The organism is uncultured Escherichia sp. (assembly GCF_948475835.1).
In the GTDB taxonomy this organism is placed as follows: Bacteria; Pseudomonadota; Gammaproteobacteria; order Enterobacterales; family Enterobacteriaceae; genus ECMA0423.
In genome coordinates this window covers 31,879-52,913 of the sequence record NZ_CAOLGM010000007.1, presented here as the reverse complement: position 1 = coordinate 52,913, position 21,035 = coordinate 31,879, and the positions used below count along the sequence as shown (strand labels likewise).

General features: G+C 52.3%; 21 protein-coding genes. 17 read left to right on the top strand and 4 right to left on the bottom strand.

The window, feature by feature from the left end; translation table 11 throughout:
* The first annotated feature begins 16 nt into the window (after positions 1–16).
* The 5 genes from phoB (at position 17) to malZ (ending at position 7,207) form a co-directional block, all read left to right on the top strand.
* Complete coding sequence (gene phoB / locus QZF50_RS02860; RefSeq protein ID WP_000113933.1) at positions 17–706, top strand: phosphate response regulator transcription factor PhoB; 690 nt, start codon at positions 17–19, stop codon at positions 704–706.
* Between the two features lie 57 nt (positions 707–763).
* Positions 764–2,059: a phosphate regulon sensor histidine kinase PhoR gene (gene phoR, locus QZF50_RS02855; protein WP_000893600.1), complete on the top strand. Its 1,296-nt coding sequence runs from the start codon at positions 764–766 to the stop codon at positions 2,057–2,059.
* A gap of 406 nt (positions 2,060–2,465) precedes the next feature.
* The gene (gene brnQ, locus QZF50_RS02850) at positions 2,466–3,785 is read left to right on the top strand and encodes a branched-chain amino acid transporter carrier protein BrnQ (RefSeq protein WP_000149639.1); all 1,320 of its coding nucleotides are present in this window, start codon (positions 2,466–2,468) and stop codon (positions 3,783–3,785) included.
* A 75-nt stretch (positions 3,786–3,860) separates the two neighbouring features.
* Positions 3,861–5,234 (top strand): proline-specific permease ProY, encoded by a 1,374-nt coding sequence (gene proY / locus QZF50_RS02845; protein WP_001295329.1) that lies wholly within the window; start codon positions 3,861–3,863, stop codon positions 5,232–5,234.
* A 155-nt stretch (positions 5,235–5,389) separates the two neighbouring features.
* On the top strand, positions 5,390–7,207 hold the full coding sequence (gene malZ, locus QZF50_RS02840; RefSeq protein ID WP_001299113.1) for a maltodextrin glucosidase: 1,818 nt from the start codon (positions 5,390–5,392) through the stop codon (positions 7,205–7,207).
* A gap of 4 nt (positions 7,208–7,211) precedes the next feature.
* Here malZ and acpH read toward each other — a convergent pair whose 3' ends face one another.
* Positions 7,212–7,793 (bottom strand): ACP phosphodiesterase, encoded by a 582-nt coding sequence (gene acpH / locus QZF50_RS02835; RefSeq protein WP_001009884.1) that lies wholly within the window; start codon positions 7,791–7,793, stop codon positions 7,212–7,214.
* Between the two features lie 92 nt (positions 7,794–7,885).
* Between acpH and queA the strand changes: the two genes are divergently transcribed.
* The 6 genes from queA (at position 7,886) to yajD (ending at position 13,827) form a co-directional block, all read left to right on the top strand.
* Positions 7,886–8,956 (top strand): tRNA preQ1(34) S-adenosylmethionine ribosyltransferase-isomerase QueA, encoded by a 1,071-nt coding sequence (gene queA, locus QZF50_RS02830; protein WP_001266503.1) that lies wholly within the window; start codon positions 7,886–7,888, stop codon positions 8,954–8,956.
* Positions 8,957–9,011: 55 nt separating this feature from the next.
* Positions 9,012–10,139, top strand: a complete 1,128-nt coding sequence (gene tgt, locus QZF50_RS02825; RefSeq protein WP_000667319.1) for a tRNA guanosine(34) transglycosylase Tgt — start codon at positions 9,012–9,014, stop codon at positions 10,137–10,139.
* A gap of 22 nt (positions 10,140–10,161) precedes the next feature.
* Positions 10,162–10,494: a preprotein translocase subunit YajC gene (yajC, locus tag QZF50_RS02820; protein ID WP_000007629.1), complete on the top strand. Its 333-nt coding sequence runs from the start codon at positions 10,162–10,164 to the stop codon at positions 10,492–10,494.
* Positions 10,495–10,521: 27 nt separating this feature from the next.
* Positions 10,522–12,369 carry a protein translocase subunit SecD gene (gene secD, locus QZF50_RS02815; protein WP_000934822.1) on the top strand — a complete coding sequence of 616 codons (1,848 nt, stop codon included), beginning with the start codon at positions 10,522–10,524 and terminating at the stop codon, positions 12,367–12,369.
* 10 nt (positions 12,370–12,379) lie between these two features.
* Positions 12,380–13,351 carry a protein translocase subunit SecF gene (gene secF, locus QZF50_RS02810; RefSeq protein ID WP_000046637.1) on the top strand — a complete coding sequence of 324 codons (972 nt, stop codon included), beginning with the start codon at positions 12,380–12,382 and terminating at the stop codon, positions 13,349–13,351.
* 128 nt (positions 13,352–13,479) lie between these two features.
* The gene (gene yajD, locus QZF50_RS02805) at positions 13,480–13,827 is read left to right on the top strand and encodes an HNH nuclease YajD (RefSeq protein ID WP_000974813.1); all 348 of its coding nucleotides are present in this window, start codon (positions 13,480–13,482) and stop codon (positions 13,825–13,827) included.
* 176 nt (positions 13,828–14,003) lie between these two features.
* Here the strand turns inward: yajD and tsx are convergent, their stop codons facing one another.
* Together tsx and QZF50_RS02795 are read right to left on the bottom strand one after the other, a co-directional pair.
* Positions 14,004–14,888 (bottom strand): nucleoside-specific channel-forming protein Tsx, encoded by an 885-nt coding sequence (gene tsx / locus QZF50_RS02800; RefSeq protein WP_001295328.1) that lies wholly within the window; start codon positions 14,886–14,888, stop codon positions 14,004–14,006.
* Positions 14,889–15,186: 298 nt separating this feature from the next.
* A complete protein-coding gene (locus QZF50_RS02795; protein ID WP_001295327.1) occupies positions 15,187–15,726 on the bottom strand; it encodes a DUF3251 domain-containing protein in 540 nt (179 codons plus the stop codon).
* A gap of 150 nt (positions 15,727–15,876) precedes the next feature.
* Between QZF50_RS02795 and nrdR the strand changes: the two genes are divergently transcribed.
* The 6 genes from nrdR to pgpA all read left to right on the top strand — a co-directional run bounded on the left by nrdR (position 15,877) and on the right by pgpA (position 19,982).
* Positions 15,877–16,326: a transcriptional regulator NrdR gene (gene nrdR, locus QZF50_RS02790; RefSeq protein WP_000543535.1), complete on the top strand. Its 450-nt coding sequence runs from the start codon at positions 15,877–15,879 to the stop codon at positions 16,324–16,326.
* A 3-nt stretch (positions 16,327–16,329) separates the two neighbouring features.
* Positions 16,330–17,433 (top strand): bifunctional diaminohydroxyphosphoribosylaminopyrimidine deaminase/5-amino-6-(5-phosphoribosylamino)uracil reductase RibD, encoded by a 1,104-nt coding sequence (gene ribD / locus QZF50_RS02785; RefSeq protein ID WP_001150472.1) that lies wholly within the window; start codon positions 16,330–16,332, stop codon positions 17,431–17,433.
* A gap of 88 nt (positions 17,434–17,521) precedes the next feature.
* The gene (gene ribE, locus QZF50_RS02780; protein WP_001021161.1) at positions 17,522–17,992 is read left to right on the top strand and encodes a 6,7-dimethyl-8-ribityllumazine synthase; all 471 of its coding nucleotides are present in this window, start codon (positions 17,522–17,524) and stop codon (positions 17,990–17,992) included.
* Positions 17,993–18,011: 19 nt separating this feature from the next.
* On the top strand, positions 18,012–18,431 hold the full coding sequence (gene nusB, locus QZF50_RS02775; RefSeq protein WP_000801125.1) for a transcription antitermination factor NusB: 420 nt from the start codon (positions 18,012–18,014) through the stop codon (positions 18,429–18,431).
* 77 nt (positions 18,432–18,508) lie between these two features.
* On the top strand, positions 18,509–19,486 hold the full coding sequence (gene thiL / locus QZF50_RS02770; RefSeq protein ID WP_000742089.1) for a thiamine-phosphate kinase: 978 nt from the start codon (positions 18,509–18,511) through the stop codon (positions 19,484–19,486).
* On the top strand, positions 19,464–19,982 hold the full coding sequence (gene pgpA / locus QZF50_RS02765) for a phosphatidylglycerophosphatase A (protein WP_000154049.1): 519 nt from the start codon (positions 19,464–19,466) through the stop codon (positions 19,980–19,982). The genes thiL and pgpA overlap by 23 nt, the downstream gene beginning before the upstream one ends.
* A gap of 53 nt (positions 19,983–20,035) precedes the next feature.
* On the opposite strand, the gene yajO is transcribed toward pgpA, so the two are convergent.
* Positions 20,036–21,010 (bottom strand): 1-deoxyxylulose-5-phosphate synthase YajO, encoded by a 975-nt coding sequence (gene yajO / locus QZF50_RS02760; protein WP_001199817.1) that lies wholly within the window; start codon positions 21,008–21,010, stop codon positions 20,036–20,038.
* Positions 21,011–21,035 lie beyond the last annotated feature (25 nt).

Sequence of the window (21,035 nt, the reverse complement as noted above, 5' to 3'; positions counted from 1 at the left end):
TACAACAGGGCAAATCATGGCGAGACGTATTCTGGTCGTAGAAGATGAAGCTCCAATTCGCGAAATGGTCTGCTTCGTGCTCGAACAAAATGGCTTTCAGCCGGTCGAAGCGGAAGATTATGACAGTGCTGTGAATCAACTGAATGAACCCTGGCCGGATTTAATTCTCCTTGACTGGATGTTACCTGGCGGCTCCGGTATCCAGTTCATCAAACACCTCAAGCGCGAGTCGATGACCCGGGATATTCCAGTGGTGATGTTGACCGCCAGAGGGGAAGAAGAAGATCGCGTGCGCGGCCTTGAAACCGGGGCGGATGACTATATCACCAAGCCGTTTTCGCCGAAGGAGCTGGTGGCGCGAATCAAAGCGGTAATGCGCCGTATTTCGCCAATGGCGGTGGAAGAGGTGATCGAGATGCAGGGGCTAAGTCTCGACCCGACATCTCACCGGGTGATGGCGGGTGAAGAGCCGCTGGAGATGGGGCCGACAGAATTTAAACTGCTGCACTTTTTTATGACGCATCCTGAGCGCGTGTACAGCCGCGAGCAGCTGTTAAACCACGTCTGGGGAACTAACGTGTATGTGGAAGACCGCACGGTCGATGTCCACATTCGTCGCCTGCGTAAAGCACTGGAGCCCGGCGGGCATGACCGCATGGTGCAGACCGTGCGCGGTACAGGATATCGTTTTTCAACCCGCTTTTAACGCCTTGCTCATCGGACGCAGAGCAGGGCTTATGATTTCTTAACTGGAGTATCTTACGTGCTGGAACGGCTGTCGTGGAAAAGGCTGGTGCTGGAGCTGCTACTTTGCTGCCTCCCGGCTTTCATCCTGGGTGCATTTTTTGGTTACCTGCCCTGGTTTTTGCTGGCATCGGTAACAGGACTGCTTATCTGGCATTTCTGGAATTTATTGCGCCTTTCATGGTGGCTGTGGGTGGATCGCAGTATGACCCCGCCACCGGGGCGTGGTAGCTGGGAACCGCTACTATACGGCTTACACCAGATGCAGCTGCGAAATAAAAAACGCCGCCGTGAACTGGGCAATCTGATTAAACGCTTTCGTAGCGGCGCGGAGTCGCTGCCCGACGCGGTGGTGCTGACCACGGAAGAGGGCGGTATTTTCTGGTGTAACGGTCTGGCGCAACAAATTCTTGGTTTGCGCTGGCCGGAAGATAACGGGCAGAACATCCTTAACCTACTGCGTTACCCGGAGTTTACGCAATATCTGAAAACGCGTGATTTTTCTCGCCCGCTCAATCTGGTGCTCAACACCGGGCGGCATCTGGAAATTCGCGTCATGCCTTATACCCACAAACAGTTGCTGATGGTGGCGCGTGATGTCACGCAAATGCATCAACTGGAAGGGGCGCGGCGTAACTTTTTTGCCAACGTGAGCCATGAGTTACGCACGCCATTGACCGTGTTACAGGGTTACCTGGAGATGATGGATGAGCAGCCGCTGGAAGGCGCGGTACGCGAAAAAGCGTTGCACACCATGCGCGAGCAGACCCAGCGGATGGAAGGGCTGGTGAAGCAGTTGCTGACGCTGTCGAAAATAGAAGCCGCACCGACGCATTTGCTCAATGAAAAGGTTGATGTGCCGATGATGCTGCGCGTTGTTGAGCGTGAGGCTCAGACTCTGAGTCAGAAAAAACAGACATTTACCTTTGAGATAGATAACGGCCTCAAAGTGTCTGGCAACGAAGATCAGCTACGCAGTGCGATTTCGAACCTGGTCTATAACGCCGTGAATCATACTCCAGAAGGCACGCATATCACCGTACGCTGGCAGCGAGTGCCGCACGGTGCCGAATTTAGCGTTGAAGATAACGGACCGGGCATTGCAGCGGAGCATATTCCGCGCCTGACCGAGCGTTTTTATCGCGTTGATAAAGCGCGTTCCCGGCAAACCGGCGGTAGCGGATTAGGGTTAGCGATCGTGAAACATGCTGTGAATCATCACGAAAGTCGCCTGAATATTGAGAGTACAGTAGGAAAAGGAACACGTTTCAGTTTTGTTATCCCGGAACGTTTAATTGCCAAAAACAGCGATTAATCCGCCTTTGTCATCTTTTATTGCCATAAGCCAGTCGATGCTGGCTTATTTTCTTTGCAGTCAAAATACGGGCGTTAGATTTTACAACGGTTGGTGATTTTTTGTTCGCATGATTAGCCATGTCTTTTTCACGGAAATAGTGTTTTATACTGGTTGGTGATTTCTTATCGCTATATACCTCTGGTTTTTAGATCCCTCCTTGCTTTAAAACGTTATAAGCGTTTAAATTGCGCTTCAGGTGCTGTCATACTGACTGCATTAACGCGGTAAATCGAAAAACTATTCTTCGCCGCGCCTGGTTGGGAGTATTTCCCGCTAAAATTGTTTAAATATACCGCTGTATCATCCCCAGGGATTGGCACAAAAATTTAACGTTACAACACCACATCCACAGGCAGTATGATTTATGACCCATCAATTAAGATCGCGCGATATCATCGCTCTGGGCTTTATGACATTTGCGTTGTTCGTCGGCGCAGGTAACATTATTTTCCCTCCAATGGTCGGCTTGCAGGCAGGCGAACACGTCTGGACTGCGGCATTCGGCTTCCTCATTACTGCCGTTGGCCTGCCGGTATTAACGGTAGTGGCGCTGGCAAAAGTTGGCGGCGGTGTTGACAGCCTCAGCACGCCAATCGGTAAAGTCGCTGGCGTACTGCTGGCAACGGTTTGTTACCTGGCGGTGGGGCCGCTTTTCGCTACGCCGCGTACAGCTACCGTTTCCTTTGAAGTGGGGATTGCGCCGCTGACGGGTGATTCCGCGCTGCCGCTGTTTATCTACAGCCTGGTCTATTTCGCTATCGTTATTCTGGTTTCGCTCTATCCGGGCAAGCTGCTGGATACCGTGGGCAACTTCCTTGCGCCGCTGAAAATTATCGCGCTGGTCATCCTGTCTGTTGCCGCGATTGTCTGGCCGGCGGGTTCTATCAGCACGGCGACTGAGGCTTATCAAAACGCTGCGTTTTCTAACGGCTTCGTTAACGGCTATCTGACCATGGATACGCTGGGCGCAATGGTGTTTGGTATCGTTATTGTTAACGCGGCGCGTTCTCGTGGCGTTACCGAAGCGCGTCTGCTGACCCGTTATACCGTCTGGGCTGGCCTGATGGCGGGTGTTGGTCTGACTCTGCTGTACCTGGCGCTGTTCCGTCTGGGTTCAGACAGCGCGTCGCTGGTCGATCAGTCTGCAAACGGCGCTGCTATTCTGCATGCTTACGTTCAGCACACCTTTGGCGGCGGCGGTAGCTTCCTGCTGGCGGCGTTAATCTTCATCGCCTGCCTGGTAACGGCAGTTGGCCTGACCTGTGCTTGTGCAGAATTCTTTGCCCAGTACGTACCGCTCTCTTATCGTACGCTGGTGTTTATCCTCGGCGGCTTCTCGATGGTGGTTTCTAACCTCGGCTTAAGCCAGCTGATCCAGATCTCCGTACCGGTGCTGACCGCTATTTATCCGCCGTGTATCGCACTGGTTGTATTAAGTTTTACACGCTCATGGTGGCATAATTCGTCCCGCGTGATTGCTCCGCCGATGTTTATCAGCCTGCTTTTTGGTATTCTCGACGGGATCAAAGCATCTGCATTCAGCGATATCTTACCGTCCTGGGCGCAGCGTTTACCGCTGGCCGAACAAGGTCTGGCGTGGTTAATGCCAACAGTGGTGATGGTGGTTCTGGCCATTATCTGGGATCGCGCGGCAGGTCGTCAGGTGACCTCCAGCGCTCACTAAATCACTGAACATTTGTTTTAACCACGGGGCTGCGATGCCCCGTGGTTTTTTATTGTGTTGATGGGTTAGGAATTGATGGAAAGTAAGAACAAGCTAAAGCGTGGGCTAAGTACCCGCCACATACGCTTTATGGCACTGGGTTCAGCAATTGGCACCGGGCTGTTTTACGGTTCGGCAGACGCCATCAAAATGGCCGGTCCGAGCGTGTTGTTGGCCTATATTATCGGTGGTATCGCGGCGTATATCATTATGCGTGCGCTGGGGGAAATGTCGGTACATAACCCGGCAGCCAGCTCTTTCTCGCGTTATGCGCAGGAAAACCTCGGCCCGCTGGCAGGTTACATTACCGGCTGGACCTATTGCTTTGAAATCCTTATTGTCGCCATCGCCGATGTGACCGCTTTTGGTATCTATATGGGTGTCTGGTTCCCGACGGTGCCGCACTGGATTTGGGTACTGAGCGTGGTGCTGATCATTTGCGCCGTAAACCTGATGAGCGTGAAGGTCTTCGGTGAGCTGGAATTCTGGTTCTCGTTCTTTAAAGTCGCCACCATCATCATCATGATTGTCGCCGGTTTCGGCATCATCATCTGGGGGATTGGCAACGGCGGGCAACCGACCGGTATTCATAACCTGTGGAGCAACGGCGGCTTCTTCAGTAACGGCTGGCTTGGGATGGTGATGTCGTTGCAAATGGTGATGTTTGCTTACGGTGGGATCGAAATTATCGGGATTACCGCCGGTGAAGCGAAAGATCCTGAGAAATCGATACCGCGTGCGATTAACTCCGTGCCGATGCGTATTCTGGTGTTCTACGTCGGTACGCTGTTCGTCATTATGTCTATCTACCCGTGGAATCAGGTTGGCACTGCCGGTAGCCCGTTCGTGCTGACGTTCCAGCATATGGGCATTACCTTTGCCGCCAGCATTCTTAACTTTGTTGTGCTGACTGCTTCGCTGTCGGCAATTAACAGTGACGTATTTGGCGTAGGCCGTATGCTCCACGGTATGGCAGAGCAGGGCAGCGCGCCGAAAATTTTCAGCAAAACGTCGCGTCGCGGTATTCCGTGGGTTACGGTGCTGGTGATGACTACCGCGCTGCTGTTTGCGGTGTATCTGAACTACATCATGCCGGAAAACGTCTTCCTGGTGATCGCTTCGCTGGCAACCTTCGCCACGGTGTGGGTGTGGATTATGATCCTGCTGTCGCAAATTGCCTTCCGTCGCCGTTTGCCGCCAGAAGAAGTTAAGGCGCTGAAATTTAAAGTGCCGGGTGGGGTAGCAACGACCATCGGCGGTTTGATTTTCCTGCTCTTTATTATCGGGTTGATTGGTTATCACCCGGATACGCGTATCTCGCTGTATGTCGGTTTCGCGTGGATTGTTGTGCTGTTGATTGGCTGGATGTTTAAACGCCGCCACGATCGTCAGCTGGCTGAAAACCAGTAATCCTTGCGTTCTGTAAGCCGGTTCAGGAGGAAATCCTGATCCGGCTATTCCGAAAGTTATCCGCCCCCGTCCTCCTCCCCCAAATATCCTTCAGATGATGAGTGATCCTGCATTAGGCTATGGCAAGGTGATCAGATTTTCATCACAGGGGAATTATGATGTTAAATGCATGGCACCTGCCGGTGCCCCCATTTGTTAAACAAAGCAAAGATCAACTGCTCATTACACTGTGGCTGACGGGCGAAGACCCACCGCAGCGCATTATGCTGCGTACAGAACACGATAACGAAGAAATGTCAGTATCGATGCATAAGCAGCGCAGTCAGCAGCAGCCTGGCGTCACCGCATGGCGTGCGGCGATTGATCTCTCCAGCGGACAACCCCGGCGGCGTTACAGTTTCAAACTGCTGTGGCACGATCGCCAGCGTTGGTTTACACCGCAGGGCTTCAGCCGAATGCCGCCGGCACGACTGGAGCAGTTTGCCGTCGATGTACCGGATATCGGCCCACAATGGGCTGCGGATCAGATTTTTTATCAGATCTTCCCTGATCGTTTTGCGCGTAGTCTTCCTCGTGAAGCTGAACAGGATCATGTCTATTACCATCATGCAGCCGGACAAGAGATCATCTTGCGTGACTGGGATGAACCGGTCACGGCGCAGGCGGGCGGATCAACGTTCTATGGCGGCGATCTGGACGGGATAAGCGAAAAACTGCCGTATCTGAAAAAGCTTGGCGTGACGGCGCTGTATCTCAATCCGGTGTTTAAAGCTCCCAGCGTACATAAATACGATACCGAGGATTATCGCCATGTCGATCCGCAGTTTGGCGGTGATGGGGCGTTGCTGCGCTTACGCCACAATACGCAGCAGCTGGGAATGCGGCTGGTGCTGGATGGCGTGTTTAACCACAGTGGCGATTCCCATGCCTGGTTTGACAGGCACAATCGTGGCACGGGGGGAGCTTGTCACAACCCTGAATCGCCCTGGCGCGACTGGTACTCGTTTAGTGATGATGGCACGGCGCTCGACTGGCTTGGCTATGCCAGCTTGCCGAAGCTGGATTATCAGTCGGAAAGTCTGGTGAATGAAATTTATCGCGGGGAAGACAGTATTGTCCGCCATTGGCTGAAAGCGCCGTGGAGTATGGACGGCTGGCGGCTGGATGTGGTGCATATGCTGGGGGAGGCGGGTGGGGCGCGCAATAATATGCAGCACGTTGCTGGGATCACCGAAGCGGCGAAAGAAACCCAGCCGGAAGCGTATATTGTCGGCGAACATTTTGGCGATGCACGGCAATGGTTACAGGCCGATGTGGAAGATGCCGCCATGAACTATCGTGGCTTCACATTCCCGTTGTGGGGATTTCTTGCCAATACCGATATCTCTTACGATCCGCAGCAAATTGATGCCCAAACCTGTATGGCCTGGATGGATAATTACCGCGCAGGGCTTTCTCATCAACAACAATTACGTATGTTTAATCAGCTCGACAGCCACGATACTGCGCGATTTAAAACGCTGCTCGGTCGGGATATTGCGCGCCTGCCGCTGGCGGTGGTCTGGCTGTTCACCTGGCCTGGTGTACCGTGCATTTATTACGGTGATGAAGTAGGACTGGATGGCAAAAACGATCCGTTTTGCCGTAAACCGTTCCCCTGGCAGGTGGAAAAGCAGGATACGGCGTTATTCGCGCTGTACCAGCGAATGATTGCGCTGCGTAAGAAAAGTCAGGCGCTGCGTCGTGGCGGCTGTCAGGTGCTGTATGCGGAAGATAACGTAGTGGTATTTGTCCGCGTGCTGAATCAGCAACGTGTACTGGTGGCAATCAACCGTGGCGAGGCCTGTGAAGTGGTGCTCCCCGCGTCACCGTTTCTTAATGTCGCGCAATGGCAACGCAAAGAAGGCCATGGGCAACTGACAAACGGGATTCTGGCTTTGCCTGCCATTTCGGCTACGGTATGGATGAACTAACGTTTTATAACGCCTTGTGTGACGCCTGCGCCATCATCCGCGGATAAAACTGCCAGAAGCGGGTTTCGAGGGCGTCATAATGAGCGTCTAAATCGTACCAGGAGTCACGCAGGGCATCCAGACGTGGGCGGCGGCTTGCCATGCCGTTTAACACGTTCTGGATGAAATCCATATCGCGATAGCGCACCAGCCACTGCTCTGACCACAAGTAATTGTTCAGATTGATAAAACGTGGCGGTGAGTCCGGCAAAATCGTCATCACTTGCTCGCGGGCATAACAGACAAATTCCTGTAGCGGAAAGTCCGGCGACAGCTGCGACCAGTGGCGGGAAAGAAAGTGATCCCACATGACATCCAGCGTAATAGGCGCAACGCGGCGAGTTTCACTACGAAACCATTCCCGTGCTTCGCGGACTTCCGGCAGATTGTCGGTTAATACGTCGATACGTCGATGCATATGAATGCCAGCCACGACGTCGGGCGGAAAACTTTCTTCAGGATTTCCGCGTACGAAATCAGCCAGTAAATTGCCGGAAAGCGAGCTTTCCGCGAGATGGGCTAAATGCAGGTGAGCTAAAAAATTCATCGATTATATTCTATCCAAAAGGGGGTAAAGGTTGCAGGGAGAGCGCCCCGGCACTAGACTACCCGCCTCTTATTTTAGTCTGAGTCAGTGTCATGCGCGTTACCGATTTCTCCTTTGAATTGCCCGAATCCCTGATTGCCCACTATCCCATGCCTGAACGCAGTAGCTGTCGTTTACTGTCGCTGGACGGGCCGACGGGCGCGCTGACGCACGGTACTTTCACCGATTTACTTGATAAGCTCAACCCCGGCGATCTTCTGGTTTTTAATAATACCCGCGTGATCCCGGCGCGCCTGTTTGGGCGTAAAGCCAGCGGCGGCAAGATTGAAGTGCTGGTTGAACGGATGCTCGACGACAAACGCATTCTTGCGCATATTCGCGCCTCGAAAGCGCCAAAACCTGGCGCAGAACTGCTGCTGGGCGATGACGAAAGTATTAACGCAACAATGACCGCGCGCCACGGCGCACTGTTTGAAGTCGAATTTAATGATGAACGCTCGGTGCTGGATATTCTCAACAGCATCGGCCATATGCCGCTGCCGCCGTATATCGACCGTCCGGACGAAGACGCTGACCGCGAACTTTATCAAACCGTTTATAGCGAAAAACCGGGCGCGGTTGCAGCCCCGACCGCAGGTCTGCATTTTGACGAACCTTTGCTGGAAAAATTACGCGCCAAAGGCGTGGAGATGGCGTTTGTGACGTTGCACGTTGGTGCGGGCACCTTCCAGCCGGTGCGCGTCGACACCATTGAAGATCACATCATGCACTCGGAATACGCTGAAGTGCCGCAGGATGTGGTAGACGCGGTACTGGCGGCGAAAGCGCGCGGTAACCGGGTGATTGCGGTTGGCACCACCTCAGTACGTTCGCTGGAAAGCGCGGCTCAGGCGGCGAAAAACGATCTTATCGAACCGTTCTTTGACGATACCCAAATCTTTATCTATCCGGGCTTCCAGTACAAAGTGGTCGATGCGCTGGTGACAAACTTCCACCTGCCGGAATCGACGCTGATTATGCTGGTTTCGGCCTTTGCCGGTTATCAACACACCATGAATGCCTATAAAGCAGCGGTAGAAGAGAAATATCGCTTTTTTAGTTACGGTGATGCGATGTTTATCACGTACAATCCGCAGGCAATTAATGAGCGCGTCGGGGAGTAATTCCGCGGCGCTGGTTTAAAACGTTGGACTGTTTTTCTGACGTAGTGGAGAAAAAATGAAATTTGAACTGGACACCACCGACGGTCGCGCACGCCGTGGCCGCCTGGTCTTTGATCGTGGCGTAGTGGAAACGCCTTGTTTTATGCCTGTTGGCACCTACGGCACCGTAAAAGGGATGACGCCGGAAGAAGTTGAAGCCACTGGCGCGCAAATTATCCTCGGCAACACCTTCCACCTGTGGCTGCGCCCGGGCCAGGAAATCATGAAACTGCACGGCGATCTGCACGATTTTATGCAGTGGAAGGGGCCGATCCTCACCGACTCCGGCGGTTTCCAGGTCTTCAGCCTTGGCGATATTCGTAAAATCACCGAACAGGGCGTGCACTTCCGTAACCCGATCAACGGCGATCCGATTTTCCTCGATCCTGAAAAATCAATGGAGATTCAGTACGATCTTGGTTCGGATATCGTCATGATCTTTGATGAGTGTACGCCGTATCCTGCTGACTGGGATTACGCAAAACGCTCCATGGAGATGTCTCTGCGTTGGGCGAAGCGTAGCCGTGAGCGTTTTGACAGTCTCGGAAACAAAAATGCGCTGTTTGGTATCATTCAGGGCAGCGTTTACGAAGATTTACGTGATATTTCTGTTAAAGGTCTGGTAGATATCGGTTTTGATGGCTACGCTGTCGGCGGTCTGGCTGTGGGTGAGCCGAAAGCAGATATGCACCGCATTCTGGAGCATGTATGCCCGCAAATTCCGGCAGACAAACCGCGTTACCTGATGGGCGTTGGTAAACCAGAAGACCTGGTTGAAGGCGTACGTCGTGGTATCGATATGTTTGACTGCGTAATGCCAACCCGCAACGCCCGAAATGGTCATTTGTTCGTGACCGATGGCGTGGTGAAAATCCGCAATGCGAAGTATAAGAGCGATACTGGCCCACTCGATCCTGAGTGTGATTGCTACACCTGTCGCAATTATTCACGCGCTTACTTGCATCATCTTGACCGTTGCAACGAAATATTAGGCGCGCGACTCAACACCATTCATAACCTTCGTTACTACCAGCGTTTGATGGCGGGTTTACGCAAGGCTATTGAAGAGGGTAAATTAGAGAGCTTCGTAACTGATTTTTACCAGCGTCAGGGGCGAGAAGTACCACCTTTGAACGTTGATTAATATTAATAATGAGGGAAATTTAATGAGCTTTTTTATTTCTGATGCGGTAGCGGCAACGGGTGCACCGGCGCAAGGTAGCCCGATGTCTTTGATTTTGATGCTGGTGGTATTCGGTCTGATTTTCTATTTCATGATCCTGCGTCCACAGCAGAAGCGCACCAAAGAACACAAAAAGCTGATGGACTCCATTGCCAAAGGTGATGAAGTTCTGACGAACGGTGGCCTGGTTGGTCGCGTAACCAAAGTAGCGGAAAACGGCTACATTGCTATCGCGCTGAATGACACCACTGAAGTAGTTATTAAACGTGACTTCGTAGCTGCCGTCCTGCCGAAAGGCACCATGAAGGCGCTGTAATTAAAATTTTTCCCTAAGGGAATTGCCGTGTTAAACCGTTATCCTTTGTGGAAGTACGTCATGCTGATCGTGGTGATTGTCATCGGTCTGCTGTATGCGCTTCCCAACCTGTTTGGTGAGGATCCGGCTGTTCAGATCACTGGTGCGCGCGGAGTCGCCGCCAGTGAGCAAACGCTGATCCAGGTCCAGAAAACGTTACAAGAAGAAAAAATAACTGCTAAGTCTGTGGCACTGGAAGAGGGCGCTATTCTTGCGCGCTTCGACTCCACTGACACCCAGCTGCGCGCTCGTGAAGCATTAATGGGCGTTATGGGTGACAAATACGTCGTGGCGCTTAACCTTGCCCCGGCAACGCCGCGCTGGCTGGCAGCTATTCACGCTGAGCCGATGAAGCTCGGCCTTGACCTGCGTGGCGGCGTTCACTTCCTGATGGAAGTGGATATGGACACCGCGCTTGGCAAACTCCAGGAACAAAATATCGATAGCCTGCGCAGCGATCTGCGTGAAAAGGGCATCCCGTATACCACCGTTCGTAAAGAAAACAACTACGGCCTGAGCATTACTTTCCGCGATGCTAAAGCTCGTGATGAAGCCATTGCGTATCTGAGCAAGCGCCATCCGGACCTGGTGATTAGTAGCCAGGGCAGCAACCAGCTGCGTGCGGTAATGAGCGATGCTCGTCTGAGTGAAGCGCGTGAATATGCGGTGCAGCAGAACATCAATATCCTGCGTAACCGTGTAAACCAACTTGGCGTGGCGGAGCCGGTGGTTCAGCGTCAGGGTGCTGACCGTATCGTTGTTGAACTGCCAGGTATTCAGGACACTGCGCGTGCGAAAGAGATTCTGGGTGCGACGGCAACGCTGGAATTCCGTCTGGTAAACACCAACGTTGACCAGGCCGCTGCGGCATCCGGTCGCGTACCGGGCGACTCTGAAGTGAAACAGACCCGCGAAGGTCAGCCAGTTGTGCTGTACAAACGCGTAATTCTGACCGGTGACCATATCACCGACTCCACTTCCAGCCAGGACGAATACAACCAACCGCAGGTTAACATCTCGCTCGATAGCGCTGGTGGTAACATCATGTCTAACTTCACTAAGGACAACATCGGCAAACCGATGGCAACCCTGTTTGTGGAGTACAAAGACAGCGGTAAGAAAGATGCAAATGGTCGTGCGGTTCTGGTGAAACAGGAAGAGGTGATTAACATCGCCAACATCCAGTCTCGTCTGGGTAACAGCTTCCGTATCACCGGCATCAACAACCCGAACGAAGCCCGTCAGCTGTCACTGCTGCTGCGTGCCGGTGCGTTGATCGCGCCGATTCAGATTGTTGAAGAACGTACCATTGGCCCAACCCTGGGTATGCAGAACATTGAACAGGGGCTGGAGGCTTGCCTTGCCGGTCTGCTGGTTTCTATTCTGTTCATGATCATCTTCTATAAGAAGTTTGGTCTGATTGCGACCAGTGCTCTGATTGCCAACTTGATCTTAATCGTCGGCATTATGTCGCTGTTGCCAGGCGCAACGCTGAGTATGCCAGGTATCGCGGGTATCGTCTTAACCCTTGCGGTGGCGGTCGATGCGAACGTACTGATCAACGAACGTATTAAAGAAGAGTTGAGCAACGGACGTACTGTTCAACAGGCAATTGATGAAGGTTATCGTGGCGCATTCAGTTCTATCTTCGATGCGAACATCACCACGCTGATTAAAGTCATCATCCTGTACGCAGTGGGTACCGGGGCAATTAAAGGGTTCGCGATTACTACCGGTATCGGTGTGGCGACGTCGATGTTTACCGCGATTGTCGGTACGCGTGCCATCGTAAACCTGCTATATGGCGGCAAGCGCGTCAAGAAGCTGTCAATCTGAGGAGTGCGATGTGGCACAGGAATATACTGTTGAACAACTAAACCACGGCCGTAAAGTCTATGACTTTATGCGCTGGGACTACTGGGCTTTCGGCATCTCTGGTCTGCTGTTAATCGCCGCTATCGTTATTATGGGCGTGCGCGGCTTTAACTGGGGGCTGGATTTCACCGGTGGTACGGTTATCGAAATTACGCTCGAAAAACCGGCTGAAATTGACGTAATGCGTGATGCATTGCAAAAAGCCGGTTTTGAAGAGCCAATGCTGCAAAACTTTGGTAGCAGCCACGACATCATGGTCCGTATGCCGCCTGCTGAAGGCGAAACCGGCGGTCAGGTGCTGGGCAGCCAGGTTCTGAAGGTGATTAACGAATCCACCAATCAGAATGCAGCAGTGAAGCGTATTGAGTTCGTCGGTCCGAGCGTGGGGGCAGACCTTGCGCAAACCGGTGCGATGGCGTTGATGGCGGCGCTGCTGTCTATCCTTGTGTACGTAGGTTTTCGCTTTGAGTGGCGACTGGCGGCAGGGGTCGTTATTGCGCTGGCGCACGACGTTATCATTACGCTGGGTATTTTGTCGTTATTCCATATCGAGATTGACCTGACCATTGTGGCATCGTTGATGTCGGTTATCGGTTACTCGCTTAACGACAGTATCGTGGTATCGGACCGTATTCGTGAAAACTTCCGCAAGATCCGTCGCGGTACGCCTTACGAAATCTTTAACGTGTCCTTGACCCAGACGCTGCACCGTACCTTGATCACATCCGGTACTACCTTGATGGTTATCCTGATGCTGTACCTCTTCGGTGGTCCGGTACTGGAAGGCTTCTCGCTGACCATGCTTATCGGTGTTTCCATCGGTACTGCATCTTCCATCTATGTGGCATCTGCGTTGGCTCTGAAACTGGGTATGAAGCGCGAACACATGTTGCAGCAGAAAGTGGAAAAAGAAGGGGCGGATCAGCCGTCAATTCTGCCGTAATCAAGTTCCCGTTGATGTTGAAAATCCCGGTCAGAAGATCGGGATTTTTTTTGATGTATGGAGATTGCTAAAATCCCCGCATCTTGGGAAACTGCGCGTAACCCTACATTTCATCCAGGTAACTCTTCATGGCTATCATCCCAAAAAACTATGCGCGGTTAGAAAGCGGCTATCGCGAAAAAGCATTAAAAATATATCCGTGGGTCTGCGGTCGCTGTTCCCGCGAGTTTGTTTATTCCAACCTGCGTGAACTTACTGTTCACCACATTGATCACGACCATACCAATAACCCGGAAGATGGCAGTAACTGGGAATTGCTTTGTCTCTATTGCCACGATCATGAGCATTCGAAATATACCGAAGCGGATCAGTATGGTACGACCGTTATCGCAGGGGAAGATGCGCAGAAAGATGTCGGTGAAGCGAAGTACAACCCATTCGCTGACCTGAAAGCGATGATGAACAAGAAGAAGTGATTAAAACGTAAAATTGCCTGATGCGCTACGCTTATCAGGACTACGTTATTTCAGCAATATATTGAATTTACGTGCTTTTGTGGGTCGGACAAAGCGTTTACGCCGCATCCGGCATGAACAAAGCGCACGTTGTTAACAATCTGAAATGCCGGGAATAAATCCCGGCATTTTCATAATCAGAAGTTGTAACCTACTACCAGGTAACCACCCCAGCCGGTAGAGCGAACGTTGAAGTTGCCGTTGCCGAAGTTCAGTTCTGCATCGTCGTTCCACTGACCACCGTCGTGCCAGTAACGAGCTACGACAGAGTAGTGCCAGTGATCGTAGTTCAGAGCCAGAATATGGCTGGAAGCGATAGAGTTATTAGTACGGGTCTTAATACCGTTGATTGCGTTACCGCTGTCATCCCCTAAATCGGAACCCCAGTCGAAGTTGGTGAAGCCGATGTAGCTCAGCTGACCGCCCCACAGATCGGTAATCGGCACAAAGTATTTAATTTTGAAACGGTAACCGTCCCACTCGTTTTCGTTCGCTGCGCCATAGTTCTGCCACTGGTATTTCGCATAGACGTTCATGGACAGGCTCATCGGCAGACCAGTATCGATGTCGGTACCCAGACCCATGTACCAGGTGCTCTGGCGACCATCTTTATTACGACCCATGTCGTAAATGTAGTTGTTCGCGAAGTACCACTCTTTGAACGGACCGAAGCTAAGGTCAGTATTGGTCAGCTTGTCGATGGAGAAACGTGGTTCGATTTCCATAAACAGCGGAGAACCGTGGTTCCAGATACCTTTAGCATCGGAGTTACCGCCGAAGAATACCGGTGCATCCGCATAACCATAGAAGTCGAACCAGTCTTTTTTAGCGAATGCTTCGTACTCAAGGTAGGTATCGTTGCGGATCTGCGGTCCGAAACGGGTGTGATAGCTTCCGACAACGTTAACGCTCTGGTGCCACCAGTCGGAAAGATACTGCGGTTTGTCGTTTTCAGCTGCGTTGACAGTAAAAGACGAAGAGAGCGCCAGTACCGCACCGGCTGCCAGTAATGTTTTTTTCATATGTATGCCACTGTTTGAAAATCCCTTGCGGGAGTGAAAAAGGCGCAAATTGCGTTTCTAAATATTTCGTATACAGAGGAGCCTATTATAAAAATCATTGCTCACAAAAATATGTTTCGTTTCACAGTTCTATCATTTACGTAATCGATTGCGTTCACGTTTACACACATTCGGGCAGGGATTGTACTGACTTTCACCCTTGTTGCAAACTTTTACTATCAATCAGGGTGATGTAAGCGGAGTAACAAAATGACGGGGAAAGATGTTGCGAGACGCACAAAATCGCCCCGAAATACGTTTACTGCATAACAGGTTGAATATCGTGGATACGTACGAAGTCTAACTGTTCTACAGAAATACCCTTTAACTGTAACGGAATATCAACATCGCTGGGGGCGAGGACGCTGGCAGGGGCATTAATCAATTGATTCTGCACATTGATTTCCTGAAAGTTGTCTATTGTTCCCTGAATTTGCCCATATTCAACAGTTCCGCTGAATGCGGGCAAGGGATCATTCGACTCGCCCTGAATACGTAGCGTCAGGGTGGTGCCATCTGCATCAGGCGTAATATTCACCAGCGACATACGTAAAGTACCGATCTGGCTTTCCAGTCTTGCCGGTGTTTTCGCTCCTGGCAGAAGGTAAACCCCACTGCTGGATTTTGCATTCAGCCTGTTTTGCTGAGTGATTTTGACCGTTTCTTTATTGAGTTGCGTCATCTCCTGGTTCAGCGTGCTGACGCTGTGTTTCATCTGTCGCACTTCGCTCTGCTGCACACAGGCGCTAAGGCTGAACAGGCTTCCCAGCAGGAGCAGTCGAAAAACGTTAGTATTCATAGGTCGTCCCTTTCTCGTCGCAATTAGCCTAATGGTAGAGGGTAAAAGCAGCGAAAGCATCGATCCTTTATCTCAAAAGCGTTGCGCCTTTGTTGTATCGTCAGTTCAGGGTAAAATAGATTTCTGTTAACCACCTGGTCAGGACGCCGTATGCATTGCCCATTCTGTTTCGCCGTGGACACTAAGGTAATTGACTCTCGTCTCGTGGGCGAGGGTTCATCCGTACGCCGCCGTCGGCAGTGTCTGGTGTGTAATGAACGTTTCACCACCTTTGAAGTGGCGGAGCTGGTTATGCCGCGTGTTGTAAAAAGCAACGACGTGCGTGAACCGTTTAATGAAGAGAAATTGCGTAGCGGAATGCTGCGGGCGCTGGAAAAACGTCCGGTGAGTTCCGATGACGTCGAAATGGCAATCAATCATATTAAATCGCAGCTGCGCGCCACCGGTGAGCGCGAAGTGCCGAGCAAGATGATTGGCAATCTGGTGATGGAGCAATTGAAAAAGCTCGATAAAGTCGCCTATATCCGTTTTGCCTCTGTCTACCGCAGTTTCGAAGATATCAAAGAATTTGGCGAAGAGATCGCGCGCCTGGAGGACTAAGCCGTGCAGGACGAGTATTACATGGCGCGGGCGCTAAAGCTGGCGCAACGAGGACGTTTTACCACCCACCCCAACCCGAATGTCGGGTGCGTCATTGTCAAAGATGGCGAAATTGTCGGTGAAGGTTACCACCAACGAGCGGGTGAACCACATGCCGAAGTACACGCGTTGCGTATGGCGGGTGAAAAAGCCAAAGGCGCAACGGCGTATGTGACACTCGAACCCTGTAGCCATCATGGTCGTACGCCACCGTGCTGTGACGCACTCATCGCCGCTGGCGTAGCGCGCGTGGTTGCCTCGATGCAAGATCCTAACCCGCAGGTCGCTGGGCGTGGACTTTACCGTCTGCAACAGGCTGGCATTGACGTCAGCCACGGGCTGATGATGAGTGAAGCCGAGCAATTGAATAAAGGCTTTCTCAAGCGGATGCGCACCGGCTTTCCTTATATTCAGTTAAAACTTGGCGCATCGCTTGATGGCCGCACGGCGATGGCGAGCGGCGAAAGCCAGTGGATCACTTCGCCTCAGGCGCGGCGCGACGTACAACGACAGCGCGCACAAAGTCATGCCATTTTAACCAGCAGCGCCACGGTGCTGGCGGATGATCCAGCCTTAACAGTGCGTTGGTCTGAACTGGATGAACAAACTCAGGCGCTCTACCCGCAACAAAATCTCCGCCAGCCAGTACGTATTGTGATTGATAGCCAAAATCGCGTGACGCCGGAACATCGCATTGTGCAGCAGCCCGGCGAAACCTGGTTCGCGCGTACGCAGGAAGATTCTAGTGAGTGGCCGGAAACGGTGCGTACCTTGCTGATTCCAGAGCATAAAGGTCATCTGGATCTGGTTGTACTGATGATGCAACTGGGTAAACAGCAAATTAACAGCATCTGGGTGGAAGCGGGGCCAACGCTCGCTGGCGCATTGCTGCAGGCGGGTTTAGTCGATGAGCTGATTGTCTATATCGCACCTAAACTATTAGGCAGCGACGCCCGCGGATTATGCACGCTGCCAGGGCTTGAGAAATTAGCCGACGCCCCCCAATTTAAATTCAAAGAGATACGTCATGTAGGCCCGGATGTTTGCCTGCATTTAGTGGGTGCATGATCTCCCGGCTCGAAAGGGAAGCAGCGCACGAAATATTATGCTAAAATCCGCCCCCCTGCGGGGCCATACTCGAACCCGAAGGAAGAAAATGAACATTATTGAAGCTAACGTTGCTACCCCGGACGCTCGCGTCGCCATCACCATCGCGCGTTTCAACAACTTTATCAATGACAGCCTGCTGGAAGGTGCAATTGACGCACTGAAACGTATCGGTCAGGTAAAAGATGAAAACATTACCGTTGTTTGGGTGCCTGGTGCCTATGAGCTGCCGCTGGCGGCGGGTGCACTGGCTAAAACCGGTAAATACGACGCGGTGATTGCGCTGGGTACGGTTATTCGTGGTGGCACTGCCCACTTTGAATATGTCGCTGGTGGTGCAAGCAACGGCCTGGCGCATGTTGCCCAGGACAGCGAAATTCCGGTTGCTTTTGGGGTTCTGACCACTGAAAGCATTGAACAAGCGATCGAACGTGCTGGCACCAAAGCTGGCAACAAAGGTGCAGAAGCTGCACTGACCGCGCTTGAAATGATTAATGTATTGAAAGCCATCAAGGCCTGAAATTAGTAAGGGGAAATCCGTGAAACCTGCTGCTCGTCGCCGCGCTCGTGAGTGTGCCGTCCAGGCGCTCTACTCCTGGCAGTTGTCCCAGAACGACATCGCTGATGTTGAATACCAGTTCCTGGCTGAACAGGATGTAAAAGACGTTGACGTCCTGTACTTCCGTGAGCTGCTGGCCGGGGTGGCGACTAACACCGCATACCTCGACGGACTGATGAAGCCATACCTGTCCCGCCTGCTGGAAGAACTGGGACAGGTAGAAAAAGCAGTACTGCGCATTGCGCTGTACGAGCTGTCTAAACGTAGCGATGTGCCATACAAAGTGGCCATTAACGAAGCGATCGAACTGGCGAAATCGTTCGGCGCAGAAGACAGCCATAAGTTCGTCAACGGCGTACTCGATAAAGCAGCACCTGTGATTCGCCCTAACAAAAAGTGATATCCAGGCCGGTAGATTCACGGAAGACCGTTCCGCGATCGCCGGCCTTTTCTTTTTTACCTGCTGAGGCATAACGTATGGCATGTGGCGAGTTCTCCCTGATTGCCCGTTATTTTGACCGTGTAAGAAGTTCTCGTCTTGATGTCGAACTGGGCATCGGCGACGATTGCGCTCTTCTCAATATCCCCGAGAAACAGACCCTGGCGATCAGCACTGATACGCTGGTGGCGGGCAACCACTTCCTCCATGATATCGATCCTGCTGATCTGGCGTATAAAGCACTGGCGGTGAACCTAAGCGATCTGGCAGCGATGGGGGCCGATCCGGCCTGGCTGACGCTGGCATTAACCTTACCGGACGTAGACGAAGCGTGGCTTGAGTCCTTCAGCGACAGTTTGTTTGATCTTCTCAATTATTACGATATGCAACTCATTGGCGGCGATACCACGCGTGGGCCATTATCAATGACGTTGGGTATCCACGGCTTTGTTCCGATGGGACGAGCCTTAACGCGCTCTGGAGCGAAACCGGGTGACTGGATCTATGTGACCGGTACACCGGGCGATAGCGCCGCCGGGCTGGCGATTTTGCAAAACCGTTTGCAGGTTGCCGATGCTAAAGATGCGGACTACTTGATCAAACGTCATCTCCGTCCATCGCCGCGTATTTTACAGGGACAGGCACTGCGCGATCTGGCAAATTCAGCTATCGATCTCTCTGACGGTCTGATTTCCGATCTCGGGCATATCGTGAAAGCCAGCGACTGCGGCGCACGTATTGACCTGGCATTGCTGCCGTTTTCTGATGCGCTTTCTCGCCATGTTGAACCTGAACAGGCGCTGCGCTGGGCGCTCTCTGGCGGTGAAGATTACGAGTTGTGTTTCACTGTGCCGGAACTGAACCGTGGCGCGCTGGATGTGGCTCTCGGACACCTGGGCGTACCGTTTACCTGTATCGGGCAGATGACCGCCGATATCGAAGGGCTTTGTTTTATCCGTGACGGCGAACCTGTCACCTTTGACTGGAAAGGATATGACCATTTTGCCACGCCATAAAGATGTCGCGAAAAGTCGCCTGAAGATGAGTAATCCGTGGCATCTGCTTGCTGTCGGATTCGGCAGTGGATTAAGCCCGATCGTTCCTGGCACGATGGGATCGCTGGCGGCGATCCCTTTCTGGTATCTGATGACCTTTTTACCCTGGCAGCTCTACTCGCTGGTGGTGATGTTGGGGATCTGTATCGGCGTCTATCTTTGTCATCAAACGGCGAAAGATATGGGCGTGCACGATCACGGCAGCATTGTCTGGGACGAATTTATCGGCATGTGGATCACGCTCATGGCATTGCCGACCAATGACTGGCAGTGGGTCACTGCCGGATTCGTCATTTTCCGTATTCTGGATATGTGGAAGCCGTGGCCGATCCGCTGGTTTGATCGCAATGTACATGGCGGCATGGGGATCATGATCGATGATATTGTCGCCGGGGTGATCTCCGCAGGTATCCTGTACTTTATCGGTCATCACTGGCCGCTGGGTATTCTGTCGTAGTTGTGCACCAGTGCCTGATGTGACGCTTGTTGCGTCTCATCAGGCCTGGACTCTTATTTAAATCCTACGACCGGATGCGGTTTATACGGCGTTTCCAGTTCGGCAATCTGTTCCGGCTTCAAAGTGATATCCACCGCGTTCAATAGCTCATCAAGCTGTTCTTCGCGCGAAGTTCCGATAATCGGTGCGGCAATGCCCGGTTTACTCAACAACCAGGCCAGCGCAACTTGTGCTCGTGTTGCACCGAGTTCTTCGCTGACGCCTGTTAACCGCTCTGCGATCTGCGCGTCATTTTCATCGCTTTCTTTATAGAGATTTTTCCCCACCTCATCAGACACCAGTCGTGCGGTAGTTTCTCCCCACGGACGCGTCAGTCGCCCCCGCGCCAGCGGGCTCCACGGAATCACCGCCACGCCCTCCTGATAACACAGTGGCAGCATCTCGCGCTCTTCTTCGCGATAAATCAGATTGTAGTGATCCTGCATACTGACAAACTGCGCCCAGCCGTGCTGTTTTTGTAGCTTCAGGGCCTGAGCAAACTGCGAAGCGTGCATGGATGACGCGCCGATATAACGCGCTTTCCCGGCTTTTACCACGTCGTTCAGGGCTTCCAGCGTCTCTTCGATCGGCGTGTTGTAATCCCAGCGATGAATTTGCAGGATATCGACATAATCCATGCCGAGACGGCGCAGGCTGTCGTCGATAGAGCGCAAAATTTGTGCACGGGATAATCCTTCCGGTAAATCACCAACGCGATGGAACACTTTCGTCGCAACGACCACGTCTTCACGACGGGCGAAATCCCGCAGTGCGCGACCAACGATCTCTTCGCTGCTGCCATCGGAATAGCTATTGGCGGTATCAAAGAAATTTATGCCGCCTTCCAGCGCGCGTTTAATTATGGGACGGCTGCTTTCTTCCGGCAGTGTCCATGCGTGATTACCACGATCTGGCTCGCCAAAGGTCATACAGCCGAGGCAAAGTCGGGAAACGCGAAGGTCGGTTTTTCCTAAGGGGTTGTATTGCATGCTGCCACTCCTGCCATACTCGTCA